Genomic DNA, 18,868 nt, shown 5'->3' with positions numbered 1-18,868 from the left:
AGGGTATTCAGGAACAACTAAATCTGGCTATTCTGATGGTTCTGATGGTTCTGATGGTTCTCTATCAATTCAACCGATCGATAAAGACTAATACTACCAATACCAACTTAGTTTAATTAACTTTAATCAATATCTAAAATCAATATCTAATAAATTTGATTTGTGCAAAGATTAATATTCTTGCTGCCTGCTAATATTCAAGTATTGTTGAATACTTTTGATTAAAATAATTGCGATCGTTACCCCAATTACATTATGCCTCCAGGCGCTCGAAAGGATTTGCTCTAACCAGGGTTGTAATGGTTTCCGAGCAAGCGCTCTACCATAGTCAGGCTCAAAGGACCTCTTGGTAAAATAGCGATCGCCGAAAAGCACCATGACCAAGGTCTAAAACGCTGAAACTCTAAAACTCCCAATCATCACCCCAGTCATCCTCTTCTTGGTCGAGATTGCGCCTGCCAGAACGGGCATACTTGCCATACAAGTCCGCAAACGTATCGCGCAATTGTTCATTGGATATTTGCCGACCGGCTAGTTTGGCTCTGGCTACTTTTTTTAGTAATTCAATGTAAGCCAACCCCATCGCAAAGGTCAGCGCCGCCGCCGTAGTGGAGGAAATTGCCGCCCCTGCCACTGTACCCGCAGCCGGAATTAGTTTGAGCAAATTAGCGACGATCGCCCGGCCAGCAAACGTAACCCCTGCCGTACCACCAATCCCCGATAGAATTGTCGCCATCACAGCGCGATCGAACTGGAGCCCAAAAATCACATTGATATTAGCTAACATTGCCGCTTGCAAAGGAACCAGGGCGATCGCATCGGAGAAAGGGATCGGCGAGGCACCCACTCCTGCTGCACCTGTCACATAGCCGCCCACATACTTAAGCGCCGTATTGGCCTTGAGCTTAATATTGGTGATCTGCTCCCGCACAAATGCTTTTTTAGCCTCTTCTGGCAATCGCGCCAGGGTTACTTCCACCAATCGATCGAGGCCGTGGGCTTTGACCTCATACTCATCATTAATAAGCTTGGATTTGGCCAACAATGGCACAATCTGGTTTACAGGTAGGTTGCGGCTTTTTAAATAGGTTTGAAACTCACTTTGTTTGCGGGTCAGGGTTTGAGTCAGCACCAAAACCGTCGGCACATCCTTGATCTCGGATAGCAATTGTAACCAGTCTGCTTCCACGTCCTCGATTCGTCCTGATTCATGATTGAGGCAATACCAGATCACATGAATGTGGCGATCGGCACTTTCCAGGCGCAATTCATCGATCAGATGGGAAACATCTAATTGGGTTTGCTCCATTTGCTGTGGTGATAGCTCCAGGCCAGGCGTATCATAAATCGTGACTGGATAACCATCTTTGTAATATTGGCGAATATGCTGGGTGATTGGCCTGCCGGTTCCTGTCTCGGTTAGCTCTTCTCTGAAAATGGCATTCACCAGTGTACTTTTGCCCACGCCGGTTTTACCAATTACCAGGATGTTGCACTGCCCCATATCTGCCTCTGCCTGTGTGGATGCGGTTTCGATTAGCTTGATAATGTCTGCCAGGGAAAAATCATCATCACTCATTAGACCTGTTTGTTGCTATTGGTTGCTATTGGTTCATTAAATTAAAAATCAAATTAGAATTGAGCGATCGTGGTTGTAGAAAGTTTTAGCAAGTTTTAGAAAACTTGAATTCAAGTAAGTCAATAATTCAATCTTAAATTCAATCTTAGCCAATCTAAGATCGCAACCGAGTAACGATCATAAGACGATCGCCCATTGCCATCAATTAGACTTCAGTTAAGCCGCAGGCAGTAAATCGATTACCACCAGCTCAGGGCGGCAGAGAAATCTAACCCTGGGTGCATAGCCCCGCTCCATTCCTACGCCACGCGAAACCAAGAGGGCGCGATCGTCCGGTAGATTAGTTAATCCCGCTACCCATGCTCTCGGTATCTTTGAGGCTGTCATCAGCGCCCCAAAAAAGGGCAATCTCACCTGACCGCCGTGGGTATGTCCAGCCAGCATAAGATCTGCATCGATTTCGCCCAGGGCATAATCCGGCGCATGACCCAGCACAATATGAAAGCGATCGCCACAGCCAGCCACTTGCTGTTTGGTGCTAAAGGAATCACGCCAGGCTAATCCCGTTAAACATAGCCCTGGTAATTCAATGGTTTGCGTAGTGGTGATGGTTTGGATCGGCAGATCGAAGAAAATTTGGGGCCAATTGTCATAATCAATGTTGCCCTGTACCGCATAGTTGCCCAGGGGTGCATTTAGCTCGATCGCCTGCAAAAAATTATTAATTTTGGTACTAAGTGCTAAAAACTCAGTTGAATCGGCCTGGATATAATCCCCCGCCCACAGGATCAAATCGGCATTTTGAGCCTGAGCCGTTAATAGCGCCTTGCGCTCATAATTACTCCACACATCGGTTTGTAAATCCGCAATCACCAAAACCCTGATCGGGGCAGTGATTTTAGATGAAACAATTTGATGCCGCGAAACAGCCAACCAGTAGGGCTCAATCAAAAACGCATAAGCACCCACCAAGGCCAGCGTAAGGGCGATTAAAAAAGAAGCGATCGCCAATTTGCGGCTACCATCAAAGCGATGACGGCGGGTACGGCTACGACGGCCTCCCCACATGGCAATTACCGCGATCGCCGCAAAAAAAATCACGCCATGTATAAATAGCGCGTAGGAAAACAACCGTGCCATACCAAACAAGTGCTGATCAAGGCGGAGGGCAATTAACTTAGCAGCGATCGCCCCCAAACCTGCCAGCAAGGTTGATCCAAAAATGGCAAAGCCCAGGAGCCACAGCCGCGAGGTGCGCCACCGTGCCAGCCGCGATCCCAAATACAGCAACACCCAATTGGCTACCAGCATCATCAGGTTATAGATCAGATCTGCCGATCGCGGTAGCATAGCAACTTTTATCCTCTATCCTCTTAACCGCTAGCCGCCCATTGACATATCCTGTTGTTGGGGTGCAGGTTGCACTACCTTGGGAAATCCCTTGCGAATTTCTTCGACCACACCATCGCGCAAAACCATTTCCACATACATTTCGGCGATTAAATTATCACCCTGGGCGATCGGGAAAAAGCTGTCGATCTGCCCCTGACTAACTTCCTGTTCTAGCTCTAATACTTGCACCTGGTTGAGCTGTTGTAAAAATTGATTCTTGCGCTCTAGCAACTGTGCCTTTTGATTATTCGCCTGGGTGCGAATCGACTCAATTTCTCTGGTCACTTCTGGTCCAGGGGGTTGCACACTTTGGCGCTCAATTTCGGCGATCACACGCTGCGCCTGAGCATCAAGCTGTTGCAATTGAGTATCGGACTGACCAATTTGCAACTGTAGTTGTTGTTGCATTTCGTCCTTCCAGCGTGCCGTTACAATTACCTTAATATTCGCGGTGCGCTTCAGCAAAAGTTGATTTTCAAAGTCTATAGAACCCATAAGTCGATTATCTTCTTCCTCTAACTGTGTCTAGGCTTTGGTAAACATTTGGTCAATAAGATCGCGGTAGCGCTCCGTCACCACATTGCGCTTCACTTTAAAAGTCTGGGTCATCATACCATTGCTGATGTCAAATGGTTCGGGCAGAAATTCAAATGGGCCAATTCGATCGTTGATGCTTTGGCCAGGGCGATCCTGGACTTTACGGGTTAGCTCACTGCGAAACACATTGCGAATTTTGTCTTGATTGAGTAAATCGATCGACTCAGCCAATTCTGAGTCAGCCGGTAGCAGCCCATCAACTTCCAAAGCCTTGAGGTTGGGTACAATCAATGCGCCCAGTTGCCGTTGATCCTGGCCAACTAGCATAATCTGGTCAATATATGTACTGCTGGAACAGGCATCCTCGATCGAGAGTGGTTCGATGTTCTCGCCATTGGAAAGCACAATTGTGTCTTTGGCGCGACCAGTGATCGTCAGGTCGTTTTTGTGAGTCAAAAAGCCAAGATCACCCGTATTAAACCAACCATCCGCATCGATCGCCTTATTAGTCGCTTCCGGGTTTTTGTAATAACCCTGCATGATCATTGGGCCTCTGGCCATCACCAAACCACGCTTGCCCGGTGGAAAGGCTTCCTTGGTTTCGGGATCGACAATCTTGATTTCCGCATCGGGCAACGGAATCCCAGAAGTAGTACGCAAATTCCGCTCTGGTCGCCTTGCCGTCACCATTGGTGAAGTTTCGGTCAGGCCATAGCCCACCAGAATCTCAATCTGGGCTGCCTCGTAGAACAACTCCAAATGGGGCTGCAACGCACCACCGCCACTGCAAATATATTTAAACTCACCACCAATTCCGGCGCGGATTTTATCAAATACCAGCTTTTTCGCCAGCCAATAGAGCGGTGCATAGGCAAACATGGTTAGCCTGGCCTTAAGTTGATTGCCCCCAGTTAAACTCAACCCATTTACCACCCGTCGTGCCTTGATGTAGGTATTACTGGCATTGAGCAGGAAATTAATCAACTTGCGTTTGGTGGCTGATTCGGCATCAAATTTACGCTGAATCCCCTCATAAATGCTCTCCCACAATCTAGGCACTGCCAACATATATTGAGGCTTGAAAGTAGCCAGGTCATTTTTGATCTTGCGCAAATTAGTATAGATCTGAGTTACACCCTGGGAGAAAAGGAAATATTCACAGGAACGTTCATAGCTATGCCAGGTGGGTAAAATTGACAGAATCCGATCGCCAGGAAAAGGTTTTACCATCGCCGTACCACCCCTAACCTGGGTCAAAATATTGCCGTGGGTGAGCATCACCCCTTTGGGTTTGCCAGAAGTACCAGAGGTATAAATCAGGGTGGCCAGGGTATCACGGGTGATTTGGGGATCGCCGAGATCTTTATCAACACCGCGATCGCATACCTGCTGATAGTTGTATGCGCCCTCCGGTGGTTCCTCATCACTGAGCAAAACAATTAGCTTAATTGGTAAATCTTGCAGATCTGGCTGTAGTTTTTGCAGCGTGGCTAAATTTTCCACCACCAGCGCAGTGCTATCACTATGTTCGACAATGTAAAGCAATTCAGTCCGTTCTGCCTGAGAGCTGCGAGTAGCATTGGCCGCCCCGATCGCCAAAATGCCCTGATCGGCAATCAACCACCGCGAAGAATTGTCCGCGATCAAGGCCACCTTATCGCCTGCTTTGACCCCAAGCGATCGCAACCCCGCTCCAAATTGATTGATTAGGCTAAAGGTTTCTTGATAGGTCAACTTAACTTCTGGCTTGGCGTGGGGATCATGTAAGGCAATGATGTCAGGATAGACGGCAACGGTCTTTTGCCACACCTGCCACAGGTTATTGGCTTCACTATGATCGAGTGGTTTTGGGTTTTGGGTAATTGTCATTTTTCTTTGCTTGGGGTATTCAACCAGAATTTACGGCTTGGGCTGGAGTTGCAAGATAGTTTGCTTAGCTCTCGACTTTTGTAAATCAATAAATACTTGAAATACTGGTAGGAATTAATAGGGGTAGCCTAAATCTGCTATTCCCAATATATTTGTGTGGTCGGGGCAATCTTCTTAATCAGCTTTAATTACTTCATTTCAAAACTTTTTCAAGACTTTGAGCGATTGGTGTAGCCAAGTATCACAACGATCGCGGCAGATGTTTGACCATAGGCTGTCCTACCAGAATGACCATAATGTAAGTATGGCTGTAGTTTTTCAATTAGAGCTATGTACTTGTGCCAGTTTTAAAATCAGCCTATACATTTGGGCTTATAAGTTTGCAAAGAGGCGATCGCTAACTAGTTAGTTTTGCCCTGCTAGACAATCTGCTTATAATTCACATATAGACGATCGCTGGCATTGCCGCCAATAGTTATCGCTTATGGTTAGGGGAGCAAAATATCAATCCACTTTGCTAAAGCGTTGCTATGATAGTGTCTGAGCAATCTAATCTAAACATTCAACTATTAAACCTTCAAGTCTTAACCCATGCCCGCTGAAATCGGAACCCCAGCCCCAGACTTTACCCTGCCTAGCGATCGCGGTGAAATCACCCTGAGTAGCTATAGGGGCAAAACCAATGTGTTGCTTGCCTTTTATCCCGGTGACTTTTCGCCTGTTTGTACCAGTGAGATGCAGTGTTTTGCCGATGATTGGACTAAATTCCGGGAGTTGGGCGCAGAAATTCTGGGGATCAGCACCGACCCGATCGAAAAGCACATTGAATTTTCCAAAAAGCTGGGCTTGCAGTTTCCATTGCTGAGCGATCGTAACCGGGAAGTGAGCCGTCAATATGGTGTGGCTGGTTTATTTGGCAGCAAACGCGCTTATTTTATTATTGATATTGAAGGCATTGTGCGTTTCAAGTACATTGAATTTTTGCCAGTTTTCAAGCGCGAGGATAGTGAGCTGTTGGTGGAGCTGCGTAAGCTGAAGGGTGTTGGTTAATAAGGGTACTCTAAGCTAAATTATCAGCATTATTAGCCAATTATGAAAGGATTCCTCTGGCTGAGGGTTGATTCAGGCGGGTCGATCGCTTAGCTACAATAATTCAAGTATTCATGATATTTGAGTTAATCGCGCTGGAGACCTGTGAGCGAAGAAGCGATCGCAATTACTATTGCTGAGCCAACCACACCAACACAACGGATTGGGCAGCTTAGTCTGACTCTTTGGCAAAATTCACCGCAGCTAATGGCTGAGGGGCTGCGGATCGCTGGGATATTAGCGATCGCCTCGCTGATTGGTTTTATTTTTTCCAGCATTGGTGTTCCGGTTGGTTGGCTGTTGGGGCCAATGGTGGCGGGGATTGGTTTAGCGCTGCTTTCGACTGATACGCCCAAGCTACCAGCACTGTTGGGAATTACAGGACAGGCGATCGTAGGGTTGGCGACGGCAATGCGCTTTACCTGGGAGACGGTGGCTTCGGCCAGTCAATATGCGATCCCATTGTTGCTGTGTATCGTGGTTACGGGTGCACTGAGCCTGGGGAATGGTTATTTGCTGTGGAAGTGGACTGGCATCGATCGCGTTACTAGCTTATTAGGCTCGTTTCCTGGTGCAAGTTTCAGCTTTGCGGCGATGAGCGAGGAGATGGGCGCGGATGCGGTGGCGGTAACGATGCTGCAATATCTGCGGGTGCTGCTGGTGTCGGCGATCCTGCCGATGATCGTGGGTACGTTTTTTGCCCATGATGCGGCGATCGCGGCAGAAATTGCGAAGTCAGCGATCGTGCCGATCCATGATGCTTCGATCCTCACGGCGGCGATCAATGTGTTGACCCTGGCGATCCTGGGGTTATTGGGCGTATGGGCGGGTAAAAAGTTAAAACTGCCGTCTTCGTTGTTTACTGGCTCATTTCTGGCTGGTTTGGCGGGGCTGTGGCTGTTGCCCTATGACCTGGAGATGCCGCCGCTAGCGTTTACGATCGGCCTGCTGTTGGTGGGCTTGTCGATCGGCCTGAAGTTTCATTTGCAGACGCTCCGTAAGATTTTTAAGGCGATCGTGCTGGAGACATTTTTAGTAGTGGCGTTGATTTTAATCTGCGTGGCGATCGGCTATGGCTTCCATCAGGTGACCCATGTGGATACGATGACGGCGTTGCTGGGTTCGAGTCCTGGTGGGACGACGGCGATGCTGGCGACGGTGGTGGAGCTTGGAGGAGATAGCGGCCTGGTGATGGCGATGCAGATGACGCGGATGTTGATGGTTATTTTGCTGAGTCCCTGGATTACGACTTCGCTGCTTTCCAAGAACGAGCAGGCACGGGATGCAGTGTAGTTGGCGCAGGTGCTAGATTGGTAGGGTCGGGCTACCTGCTGCGGTGAAGACTATTTTTGATACGCTGTTTAATCTGGTCGCTTTTTTCCTGTTTATCTATCTGTTTTCGCAGATGTGGCGGCTGTATATTCGGGCGCAACCGCCGATCGTCGAGGGGGCGCGGTATGAGCTGGAACGGGTCGGGGCGGATCGGTATGTGGCGGATGAGATCGGGTTGGTGTATGTGGTGAAGGAGGGTTGCACTGGCGTGGGGCAAGCGCGGGATCTGGGGTCTAGTTTGGTTTTCAGGAATACGACTTGTGAGATCGTTGCTGTTGAGGTTACCCCATCGGCTGAGTAGTTACCATCTCTCATTGTCTCTGCTCTAGTCTGGTCTCTTGCGGGGGTAAGGTTTTCTGTGTAGAAGGTTGAGCATTTAACACATGAGCCAGACCAGCTAGAGATAGAATTATTGGGATAAACCACTTTAGAAAGTTAGTAGCAGCTTTTTGATCACACCGTAATCCGAAAAATATTTCTCCGTCCTCAACTATTAGTGACAATCCATGTTTGGATAAGTATTTTGCTTTTGTTAATGGCTTATCAGGCTTTTTCTTTTTAAATACAAACATATTTATTGGGGTCTCAGCAGAAAATTCTCAAAAATTACAAAATTCTTTTGGCTGTAACTACTCGTTTTGCTAATACCTTGAATGCTATTGACAATAAATCAAGAATGAGAGTTGAAGAGACAATATAACTGGGGTGCCGCTCTGCGTTTTTATACATCTTTTCTTCAATGTCAAACATCTCACTTTGAGTTTGAGTGCTGCTCCATTCTTCTGGAGCCATTACCCGAAGATGATTAGAGAACCAAACAATTACCATTGCCTGCTTTCTTAACATGTTCTCGGACAATTTACTCTCATTCACAGGCAATGATTTTCCAAAAGACTTGTGTCCAGCAAATTTACCGATAAGTTCTTTGCAGGATGCAAGCAGTCTCCTTTGCTTTGAAGCGAAAAAACTATCCAAGTAAATAAGTTTAAAAAAGCAATCAATTACGAAGGGAAGCAATTGGGCTTGAATCTTTAATTCATTTAGCCTAGCCTCAATTCCGTAAAGAAATAGAGGAAGCGCTGATAAACCAACAAATTCATTTCTGTATAGTGCAAGTCTAAAAATATACAAGACAAATACTTGCTTTTCTGAAAGAAATTCTTTCAATAAGAAAATCCTCAGAATTGACTTCACAAACTCGTGTAAATCCTTAAAAACTTCTTCGATGGGGATTAAACCATTATTATCTTTAGAAATTTCTTTGCCTCTACCCATAAATTTACTGAAAGCCTCTGATAGAAGCAATTCGCATTCTGTGTTGGTCATCTCAATCATGTCGCCCCCCTAAGCACGGGCTCAAATGTTCCCAATCCTTTCAAATAAGCTTCCTTAATATCTAAGGCATTTGAACCAGCACCAGTTATCTTGTAATAGCGCCGACGCGCACCAGTTAGCTCGGAGGGTGCCTCGTCTCCCCACCTTGATGTTACATAGCCCTTCTCCTCAAGCCTTTTAAGCACAGAGTAAACTCTACTTAGGCCAATTGTCCGTGAACCACCACTAGCTTGCTTTACAGCTTCACAGATTGCTAACCCATAGAATTCTCTACCATAGCGTAATGTAGACAGCACAAGTTCTTCTGCTTGCGTTATTGCCATAGGATCAGGATTGTCTGGCTTCTTCTTTTGTTTAGCCATTGTGAAATATGATTGGTATAGGTATAAATTGACTATACCACACATTTATCACCTTACAAGAGCATCTTGCTGATACTGACCAAAATTCATTTTGATCGCCCACAAGCCGCCACCACCCACTAAAATAGAAAAGCAACATAACTTAACAATTAAAATCCATGCCCCGCGATCTGCGCTCCTTTTTGAACCTGCTTGAACAACGCGGTCAACTCCGCAAAATCACCGCCGAGGTTGATCCCGACCTGGAGATCGCCGAAATTAGCGACAGAATGTTACGGGCAGGAGGGCCGGCGCTGCTATTCGAGAACGTGAAAGGAGCGAGCATCCCCGTGGCGGTGAACCTGATGGGCACAGTGGAGCGGGTTTGCTGGGCAATGGACATGGAAGACCAGATGGAGCTGGAAGCGCTGGGCGAAAAACTGGGCAAGCTGCAAAGCCCCAAGCCGCCCAAGAAAATCTCTCAGGCGATCGATTTTGGCAAGATCCTGTTCGACGTGGTTAAGGGTCGCCCCCAGAAACAATTATTTGGTACTGCGCCCTGTCAGGAAGTGGTGCTTGAAGGCGATGCGGTGGATTTAAACCTGCTGCCGCTGATCCGCCCCTGGCCAAAGGATGCCGGTCGGGTGATTACGCTTGGCCTGGTGATCACCAAAGACCCCGAAAATGGCATCCCCAATGTCAGCGTCTATCGGCTTCAACAGCAATCGAAAAACACCATGACCGTCCATTGGCTCTCGGTGCGGGGTGGGGCGCGGCATTTGCGTAAGGCGAAGGAGATGGACAAAAAGCTGGAAATTGCGATCGCCCTGGGGATCGATCCGCTGTTGATCATGGCGGCAGCCACGCCGATTCCCGTAGATTTATCAGAATGGATTTTTGCCGGACTCTATGGTGGCGAGGGCGTTCAGCTCACCAAATGCAAAACGATCGACATTGATGTGCCAGCCCAGGCGGAAATGATCCTGGAGGGGACGATCGATCCCAGTGAATACCTACCCGATGGGCCCTTTGGCGATCACATGGGCTATTACGGCGGAATCGAAGACTCTCCGTTAGTCAGGTTCCAGTGCATTACGCACCGTCAAGATCCGGTCTATTTAACCACCTTCAGCGGTCGGCCACCCAAGGAAGAAGCGATGATTGCGATCGCCCTGAATCGGATCTATACGCCGATCCTGCGTCAGCAAGTTTCGGAAATTACCGATTTCTTTTTGCCGATGGAGGCGCTCAGTTACAAGGCGGCGATTATTTCGATTAAAAAAGCCTATCCCGGTCAGGCGCGACGGGCGGCGTTGGCGTTCTGGTCGGCTCTGCCCCAGTTCACCTACACCAAATTTGTGATCGTGGTGGATGAAGGTATAAACATTAGAGATCCAAGACAAGTAGTGTGGGCGCTGTCTTCAAAAGTTGATCCGGTGCGGGATGTGTTTATTCTGCCCAGCACGCCGTTTGACTCCCTAGATTTTGCCAGTGAAAAGATTGGCCTCGGCGGTCGAATGGGGATCGATGCCACCACCAAGATCCCGCCGGAAACCGAGCATGAGTGGGGCGATGTGTTGGAGAGTGATCCAAAAACCTCTAAGCTGTGCGATTCACGCTGGGCGGAATATGGCCTCGGTGATATTAAATTGGGTGAGGTTGATCCGAATTTATTTGGCTACGATATTTAGACTATTTAAGCTATTTAGTCGCATCACTCAAATATCATTGCGCTTGATTAGGGTGGATAATAGGCAATAGGGCATCAAGCATATCAATAAATAAAGCTTGAATAGATTTTCAAATAGATTTTTTTTATACTTAAGGCTGGCGCACGAAATCATCGGTTGCGATCGCAATAACTATCAATAACCAACTCAAATCACTGGATTGTGGTGGAGATGATCATGCTTTTCCCAAGTCGATCGCCTGGTAGAAAGACGATCGCGGTTATATATCAATCTGAAAAATAATATTGCCACCTCGTTACGGACTTGCTGAGGACAGCAGCAGCGATCGAGTTTTGCTTAACACTCCTGCAGCACTCCCGTCGATTTGACTTGTGTAGTAACATACGGCAGATCGCCTATCCCCAGCGCCAAAATATGATTGCGGTATCCCCCACCCAGCCTCGTAAACAACTCAATCCACTTGCCCGCCGTATCCTCAGGTGGGTGAATTTACGCCCAGAAGAGGCAGAACGCACCCTGTTGATGTTTCTGTTCTATGCCTCCATTTCGATCGGCGCGATCTGGCTGGAGGCCACCAGTGCCGCTTTGTTCTTGGGTGAATATTCGGTGCAGGCGCTCACCCTGGTATATATGGCCACGGCTGGGATCGTTACTACCCTGGGCGTGTTCTATTCCTGGTTGCAACGACATTTGCCATTGCGGATTGTGATGTTGACCGTGTCGGTATTGCTGGCGCTGCCTTTGCTCGGATTTTGGTATGGATTGGGGCTAAAGGGTACTGCCGTCTATGCCACCACTGTGTTTGCGATGCGCCTGTGGGTGGAAGCGATCTATACCCTCAGTAATGTTAACAATGACATTGCCGCCAACCAGCTATTTAATATCCGTGAAGTCAAGCGGGCATTTCCGCTGGTGAGTACGGGCATTATTGTGGCTGAGATCATTAGTGGCTTTTCGTTGCCATTCATCATCAGGGCGATCGGCATTAGTAATGTGGCGCTGGCCTCGTTTGTAATGTTGATGCTGGGTGCGGTGATTTTGTTTTATGTCTCGCAACGCTATCGGCAGGCTTTTCCCAATTCAGTCTATACGCCGGACGCGGAAAGCGAACTGTCGGCCATGCGGCTGAAGGGCAATATCCGCAATTACAAAGCACTGCTATTTATTTTCTTCATTGCCGCCCAGATCTTATTTTTCCTGATCGATTATCAGTTCTATTCCCAGCTCAATGCCACCTACAGCACAGAAATTGCGATCGCCCAGTTTGTGGGGATCTTTGGCGGTATTCTGGGCATTTTTAAGCTTTGTTTGCAGTTATTTGGCTCCAGCCGAATCATTGAGCGAATTGGATTATTCATCGCGGTAATGATGCCGCCGATTGCGATCGCTGCCACTGGCGCTTTTACCGGATTTACTTCAATGTTGCTGTGGGGGTTTGTGGCGGTTAAGTTCTTTGATGAGCTATTCCGATTCACGATCGTGGCTACCACTGCGCCAGTATTGTTCCAGCCAGTGCCAGAACAGTTTCGATCGCGGGTGCAATCCCAGGTGCGGGGGATCGCTGACCCTCTGTCTACGGGTGGGGCGGGATTGTTTATCTGGGGTATGACCCAATTGTTCGATCGATTTATGGGGTATGGCGAAAGCACGATTGCCAGATCCTTTGCGATCGTGATTATTACCCTGGCACTGGCCTGGTTGGTGGTAATTTTGTTGCTGCGACAGGGTTATACGGAATTATTGATTCAAAATGTGGAGCGGGGCCAGCTCAGCCTGGTGAATGTCGATGCCAAGGAAGTCCGCCGCGCTGTTTCCGAATCATTGACCAGGGCGGAATCCGCCAGCGATCAATATGTGGAATTGCTCACCCAGGTAGCCCCAGAGATGGTGGGGGAAATCCTCTCGCCATTGCTCCCCCAAATGACCCCAGAGATGCAAAAACGCAGCCTGGAAGCGATGTTGCTGCAACCAGCGGAGGAGAAATATTTACCCACGGTGCGGGAGTTGCTCTATGCCCCTACTACCACGCCAGACGTGAAAGCCTTGAGCCTGAGATATAGCATGTTGGCCGATCCGGTGCCGGATGTGTCGGGGTTACGGAATTATTTACAACCAGCCCAGAACCCCTTGGTGCGCAGTGCCGCAGTAGCGATGATGATGCGGTTTGGCACACCGGAGCAGGTAGCCGAGGCCACCAATACCCTACGGCAGATGTTGACCAGCCCCTATCAATCCGATCGTGTCTTGGGTTGTCGGGCGTTGGCGGATGCGGCCTATTTACAATCGCTACGGTTCTATGTGCCCCAATTGCTCCAGGATCGCTCGATCGAAGTGCGTTGCACTCTGCTGGGGGCGATCGCGGCTACCAAAGCGGAGGAGTTTTATCCCTCGCTGATTCGTGGCCTTCATTACAAGGCAACCCGACAGGCAGCCTATGAGGCACTGATTGAATTGGGTGATGATGCCCTGGATTACCTCGATCAACTGGGTATAGATTCCCATTACCCGACCCATATTCGACTTAGAGCCTGGGAGATTATGGGCAAAATTGGCACAACCGCAGCGATCTCTTTGCTTGGCGATCGGCTGGTGGAAAGCTGGGGTGCTCGCCGCCGCACGATTTTAAAGGCACTGATCAAAATTCCTGCTGAAGCTGGGATCGAAGCGACGATCGATAAAATTGGCCGTAGTGGCGTAGAAAAAATGGTGCATCAAGAACTCTATATCATGGGCGAGATGCTGGCCGGAATTCAAGACCTGCCTAAGGATCAAATTGCTACCACTGAAGCTGAACTACTCCGTAATGCCCTAGCAGACGAGGCGCAAGATTGTATTAAGCGGATGTTTATGTTGATGCGATTGCTCTATGCCCCCTCCGCGATCCAGGCCGCAGAGTTTAATCTTAGTTCCAAGGCTAAGGTCAATGTGGCCAGGGGAATTGAGATTTTAGATAATACCTTCGATCTCAGTTGCAAGCAGTGCATTTTATCGATCGTAGATAATCGCCCGCTGGCGGAACGATTGCGTGCCCTGGCAGAAATTTATACCTATCAACCAATGTCGGGGATCAAACGTCTGCGCTATCTGGTGGGGCTGCGTTATTGCCTCTCGGATTGGACTTTGGCCTGTTGTTTCCATGTGGCTCGTACCCAATGGTGGAGTTTGCATAGCGCCGATGTATTGGCCTGTTTGGAGCATTCCGCCGGATTTGTGCGCGAAGCAGTGATGGCATATTTGCAGGTGGCTTCACCGAGGGCTTTGCACAAGTTGCTACCCAGGCTGGAAAACGATCGAGACAAGCTGGTTGGCGCTCAGGCCAGGGCGATCGCTACTTATTTCCGTGAAAATGGTGGTTTCTATGATGTCTAAAAGTCAGTTCTAAGCTTTAATAACAGTAAAGACAGCCAAAAATATTTTTTTTAGCAGGCGATCGCCAAAACAATGTGCTAATGTCTCTAGCGAATCAGTAGCTAAAAATTTTCTCTTTCAAGTTGCCGATCGGTGATCGAAATAGCAAAATTAGTTGTGTATATCTGTGAGGTATATCTGTGAGCGTCATGACACAGCCCACCTCAAACACCAATAGCTAGCATGGATTGTTCAAGTTCTATTACTTCAACCATAAACCAGATTTTTGGTAATCTCCAGTAATTTATTTGCAACCCCAGACACACAACCCAGACAAACCCCCAGACACACAACCCAGATAAAGCAATGTCTAGATAAAATTTAACCCAGCTTAGACAATCAATGTCCAACCCCTCCCCTACCGCCTGCTTGCGATCCAACTGCCCCAATGGGGACGGCTTGACGATCGCCGATGGCAGAGCTAGTGACAAGGTAAGATATCAGAAGGAAAACAGCGTTAAAGCTGTTCCGCTGAGGGGGAGTGATGTTAACTAGCCTCGATCGCCTCCTGTTAGTGCGAGGCGTGCCTATTTTTAAAGAATTGCGCGACGACTTTCTGGTGCGTCTGGCTTCGATCATGACCGAAGTCTATTATCCTGCCAACAGAACCATCTTTGCGGAGGGGCAGGAGGGGCGATCGCTCTATATTATTGTGGCTGGCAAGGTGCGGGTACACATTGGCGAAAAAGATTTAGCCCTTTTGGACAAAGGCAGTTGCTTTGGGGAAATGTCTTTATTTGATGCGGAGCCAAGATCGGCCTCGATCACAGCAGTAATTAATTGTGAATGCTTGGTGCTAACCCAGCAACAGCTCTATGAGGCGATCGATGAAACCCCTGGCATTGCGATCAATATTATTCGCCTGTTGTCACGCCGGATTCGCAGCCAGAACTTGCAATTGAATGAGCTACAAGCCGCCCGACAGTCTTAAGTTACTAGGTAGGTGGTAGGTCTTTGACAGTCTTTGATCAGCCGTTGAGATTTTTTTTGATTTTGGAGTTTTTGGTTCTTGGCGTTTTTGAACCCTATGCGACAGGTATTGATTGCTTGGTAGGCCAAAAGCAAGGATTTGATCAAAGTAATCTTGAACCAGCCTCGATCCTGTGGCTAAATATTAATTACAATAACGATCAGGTGCGGAACTACCAGAATCCTTAACTTGAGTTCGGCCGATATTTGTAATCTCCTGCTTGTTATCATAATCTCCTGCTTATTATCATCAAGAATCATCCAAAACCCCGATTGCGACCTTGGTGATTTGTTTTCTCAAACTAATATTCAGCCAAAGCACCTAAAGCACCTAAGCGATCGGAACTTTGGATCTAAATTTTCGTCGCAGGTTACTATTGCTATATCAGTTGCTATATCAGTAGTGCTACAGCAATAACAGACAAAAGACCGCAGATTAAGTGAATTTAGATTAGAAAGCACAAGCAAATTTACTCAATCACCCTTTCGGGGGCTTGAATGTGCTAGGTTAAGCATTGAATTTTTTGGGTTTGTTGCTCATGCGTCGTCGCAACTCGTACTCTTTTGGCTCCTATCGATCTAAGCCACGGGCCTGGCTACGAAATATTTTATTGTTCATTTTGATCGGCATCCCCCTATTACTGGTGGTCGCTGAGTTTGCTACGCGCGGCATTGTGAATATGACTGGCATGGCTGAGCAGTTGGGGGCGGTGCAAGATATTAATATTGCCCAAGCCTATGAACTAAAGCTGGAAGATGAGGATGGCAATCCCTACCCCGGCCTAGAGGAGTCCTATCGATCGGGACAACTGCGGGTGCGGTTTAGCCCAATCATGGGTTATCAATTGGTGCCAGACCAGAGCAATGACTATTGGCAAATCAATCCCCAGGGATTCCGCGATCGCCAGCCTATTTCCATTGAAAAGCCTGCCAATGAAACTCGCATTTTTGTGCTGGGTAATTCTACCGCCTTTGGCCAAATGGCTGAAAGTAACAACGAGTTGTGGGCTAACCGGATTGAAGAACTAATGGCGCGGCGCTTGCAGGAACAGGCCAATGCACCGGAAAAATTTAAACCGCTGGAAATGCCCTATTTTGCCGATGAAGTGGCCAAAATGGAAGCGTTGCCACCCCGGATCAAAGAAGGGACATATCGGGTGATTACGGCAGCGGTACCTGGTTATACCTCTGGCAATGAATTGTCACTGCTAGTGCATCAGGTTATGGCCTATGCACCGGATTGTGTGGTGGTGGTGGATGGGTATGAAGATCTGCGGCTGCCTAGCGATCGGGTTGCCCGCGAGTTGGGGAATGTGGAAGAATTGCTGCAAGACCCCAGCGCCCATAATAATTTGCATCTTTCCCGCCGCTTTGATAACTTTCTCAATTCCTATTACTTAGTTAAGGTCTATCGCCATTGGTTTGGCCAGAAGACTTCCGCAGCCAAGCCGTTTCAGGCCAGTCAGTTGGCGGCCGATGCCGATGAACTAAATGCCCGACTCGATCGCTATCGCTATAACCTCAAGCAGATCGCCAGGATCACCCGTGATATTTCCACCGTAGTAATTGTGCAGCCGGAAATTACAGGCAAAGAAAATGCCCTCACACCGCCAGAATCGCAAGTTTTGGAAGCGCTCGGCTCAGAATACCGCGATCGGGCTAAGACCTCCTTTGATTGGATCTACGCTGGTGAATTTAGCAAAGAGCTGCCCAATACCAGGATGACCAGCTTTTATGACCTCTACAGCGATTTTAATGAACAGGCTTTCTATGACCCAATTCACCTCACCCCCGCGGCTCAGGAAGTGATTGCGCGGCGGATTTATGACATTCTGGCCGATATTTTTGCGATCGCACCCACACCAAGAGCTACTAGGCGTTAGAATATATGCCTAAGAACTGGTTAAGGACAATTTAACTTGATTTCAATTACACCAGTTTGATTCATGCATTATTTCTTATCCACCATTCACATAAATTCAGGTTAAGCTAGGAGTAGCTATTGCTGCGCTGAACTATGCTGCGAATTATTACCCAGCGATCGGAGGCAGAAGCCGAACTCAAACGGATCTGCGATCGCATCTATGACGACCAAATCACCCACAAGGAAGCCACTGTCAGTGAAATTGTCCAGACAGTTCGCCGCCAGGGGGATAAAGCCCTATTACATTACACAGCGGAGTTCGATCGCCAAGAATTTGATGCGAGCGAGCTGAGGGTCAGTGGCTCAGAGCTGGATGCCGCCTATCAACAGGTTTCCGGTGAATTACTCAAAGCGATCGAATTGGCCCACCGACAAGTGCTCGATTTCCACCGTCAGCGCGTACCCAAAAGCTGGGTGCAATTTGGCGACAAAGAAGTGGTGCTGGGCAAACGCTACAATCCAGTTGATGCGGCTGGGATCTATGTGCCAGGGGGGCAAGCGGCCTATCCTAGCACAGTGATTATGAATGCCGTGCCAGCGGTGGTCGCGGGCGTGAAGCGGATTGCAATGGTGACCCCACCGGGCAAAGAAAAATCCGTTAATCCCGCGATCCTGGTGGCGGCTCAGGTGGCCGGGGTCGAAGAAATTTATCGGGTGGGCGGGGCGCAGGCGATCGCCGCGTTGGCCTATGGCACTGAAACAATTCCCAAAGTAGATGTGATTTCCGGCCCTGGCAATATTTACGTCACCCTGGCGAAAAAACAGGTTTATGGCCATGTGGGGATCGATTCACTGGCGGGGCCATCGGAAGTGCTGGTGATTGCCGATCATACGGCTAACCCACGCCATGTGGCCGCTGATCTGCTAGCTCAGGCGGAGCATGACTCATTGGCAGCAGCGATCTTAATCACCACTGACAATCGCCTTGCTAGTCTGGTGGTCGAAGAAGTTAACCATCAACTGGAAAATCATCCACGCCGGATTCAAACCGAAAAATCGATCGCCCACTATGGCCTGGTGGTCGTGGCGGATAGCCTGAAAGAAGCGGCAGAATTATCGAATCAGTTTGCACCGGAACATTTAGAACTGGAAGTAGCGGAACCCTGGGACATGCTGGAGCAAATCCGCCATGCCGGAGCAATCTTTCTGGGGCATTCCACCCCGGAAGCGGTAGGTGATTATCTGGCGGGGCCAAACCACACGCTGCCCACCTCTGGCGCGGCGCGGTATGCCTCGGCACTTACGGCGGAAACCTTTATTAAAAGCTCCAGCATTATCCACTACAGTCCAGCAGCGCTCAAGGATGCAGCCTGGGCGATCGATGCCCTGACAGAAGCAGAGGGCTTACCATCCCACGGTGATTCTGTCCGGTTTCGGGTCGAAGAGCAATAGTTATTTAAAA

At 48.5% G+C, this 18,868-nt stretch carries 15 protein-coding genes; 9 read left to right on the top strand and 6 right to left on the bottom strand.

Translation table 11 applies throughout. The features are described from left to right. Positions 1-403: 403 nt before the first annotated feature. The 4 genes from PSE7367_RS00790 to PSE7367_RS00775 all read right to left on the bottom strand — a co-directional run bounded on the left by PSE7367_RS00790 (position 404) and on the right by PSE7367_RS00775 (position 5,377). Complete coding sequence (locus PSE7367_RS00790) at positions 404-1,579, bottom strand: YcjF family protein (protein ID WP_015163449.1); 1,176 nt, start codon at positions 1,577-1,579, stop codon at positions 404-406. A gap of 216 nt (positions 1,580-1,795) precedes the next feature. Further along, entirely contained in the window at positions 1,796-2,929 is a 1,134-nt protein-coding gene (locus PSE7367_RS00785) for a metallophosphoesterase (protein WP_015163448.1), read from the bottom strand. 30 nt (positions 2,930-2,959) lie between these two features. Then, on the bottom strand, positions 2,960-3,466 hold the full coding sequence (locus PSE7367_RS00780) for a YlqD family protein (protein ID WP_015163447.1): 507 nt from the start codon (positions 3,464-3,466) through the stop codon (positions 2,960-2,962). Between the two features lie 30 nt (positions 3,467-3,496). Continuing rightward, positions 3,497-5,377 carry an AMP-dependent synthetase/ligase gene (locus tag PSE7367_RS00775; RefSeq protein WP_015163446.1) on the bottom strand — a complete coding sequence of 627 codons (1,881 nt, stop codon included), beginning with the start codon at positions 5,375-5,377 and terminating at the stop codon, positions 3,497-3,499. Positions 5,378-5,968: 591 nt separating this feature from the next. Here PSE7367_RS00775 and PSE7367_RS00770 point away from each other — a divergent pair. The 3 genes from PSE7367_RS00770 to PSE7367_RS00760 all read left to right on the top strand — a co-directional run bounded on the left by PSE7367_RS00770 (position 5,969) and on the right by PSE7367_RS00760 (position 8,099). Further along, positions 5,969-6,427, top strand: coding sequence for a peroxiredoxin (locus tag PSE7367_RS00770; RefSeq protein ID WP_015163445.1), 459 nt, complete (start codon positions 5,969-5,971; stop codon positions 6,425-6,427). 144 nt (positions 6,428-6,571) lie between these two features. Beyond that, a complete protein-coding gene (locus PSE7367_RS00765; protein WP_015163444.1) occupies positions 6,572-7,759 on the top strand; it encodes an AbrB family transcriptional regulator in 1,188 nt (395 codons plus the stop codon). A gap of 43 nt (positions 7,760-7,802) precedes the next feature. Further along, complete coding sequence (locus PSE7367_RS00760; protein ID WP_015163443.1) at positions 7,803-8,099, top strand: hypothetical protein; 297 nt, start codon at positions 7,803-7,805, stop codon at positions 8,097-8,099. 305 nt (positions 8,100-8,404) lie between these two features. On the opposite strand, the gene PSE7367_RS00750 is transcribed toward PSE7367_RS00760, so the two are convergent. Continuing rightward, positions 8,405-9,124 (bottom strand): hypothetical protein, encoded by a 720-nt coding sequence (locus tag PSE7367_RS00750; protein WP_198013430.1) that lies wholly within the window; start codon positions 9,122-9,124, stop codon positions 8,405-8,407. A 5-nt stretch (positions 9,125-9,129) separates the two neighbouring features. After that, on the bottom strand, positions 9,130-9,495 hold the full coding sequence (locus PSE7367_RS00745; RefSeq protein ID WP_015163440.1) for a PadR family transcriptional regulator: 366 nt from the start codon (positions 9,493-9,495) through the stop codon (positions 9,130-9,132). Positions 9,496-9,653: 158 nt separating this feature from the next. Here PSE7367_RS00745 and PSE7367_RS00740 point away from each other — a divergent pair, with 158 nt between their 5' ends. The 6 genes from PSE7367_RS00740 (at position 9,654) to hisD (ending at position 18,858) form a co-directional block, all read left to right on the top strand. Next, the gene (locus PSE7367_RS00740) at positions 9,654-11,165 is read left to right on the top strand and encodes a UbiD family decarboxylase (RefSeq protein ID WP_015163439.1); all 1,512 of its coding nucleotides are present in this window, start codon (positions 9,654-9,656) and stop codon (positions 11,163-11,165) included. A gap of 369 nt (positions 11,166-11,534) precedes the next feature. Next, positions 11,535-14,534, top strand: coding sequence for a hypothetical protein (locus tag PSE7367_RS00735; RefSeq protein ID WP_225882669.1), 3,000 nt, complete (start codon positions 11,535-11,537; stop codon positions 14,532-14,534). A 381-nt stretch (positions 14,535-14,915) separates the two neighbouring features. Then, complete coding sequence (locus PSE7367_RS21690; RefSeq protein WP_156800317.1) at positions 14,916-15,068, top strand: hypothetical protein; 153 nt, start codon at positions 14,916-14,918, stop codon at positions 15,066-15,068. After that, the gene (locus PSE7367_RS00725; RefSeq protein ID WP_015163437.1) at positions 15,058-15,504 is read left to right on the top strand and encodes a Crp/Fnr family transcriptional regulator; all 447 of its coding nucleotides are present in this window, start codon (positions 15,058-15,060) and stop codon (positions 15,502-15,504) included. The genes PSE7367_RS21690 and PSE7367_RS00725 overlap by 11 nt, the downstream gene beginning before the upstream one ends. Before the next feature lie 577 nt (positions 15,505-16,081). Next, the gene (locus PSE7367_RS00715) at positions 16,082-17,425 is read left to right on the top strand and encodes an SGNH/GDSL hydrolase family protein (protein ID WP_015163436.1); all 1,344 of its coding nucleotides are present in this window, start codon (positions 16,082-16,084) and stop codon (positions 17,423-17,425) included. A 134-nt stretch (positions 17,426-17,559) separates the two neighbouring features. Next, positions 17,560-18,858, top strand: coding sequence for a histidinol dehydrogenase (gene hisD / locus PSE7367_RS00710; RefSeq protein WP_015163435.1), 1,299 nt, complete (start codon positions 17,560-17,562; stop codon positions 18,856-18,858). Positions 18,859-18,868: the final 10 nt, after the last annotated feature.

Origin of the sequence: Pseudanabaena sp. PCC 7367 (genome assembly GCF_000317065.1) — a bacterium.
GTDB lineage: Bacteria > Cyanobacteriota > Cyanobacteriia > Pseudanabaenales > Pseudanabaenaceae > Thalassoporum > Thalassoporum mexicanum.
The sequence above is the reverse complement of the archived record's forward strand: the minus strand, read 5'-3'. Positions and strand labels throughout refer to the sequence as shown.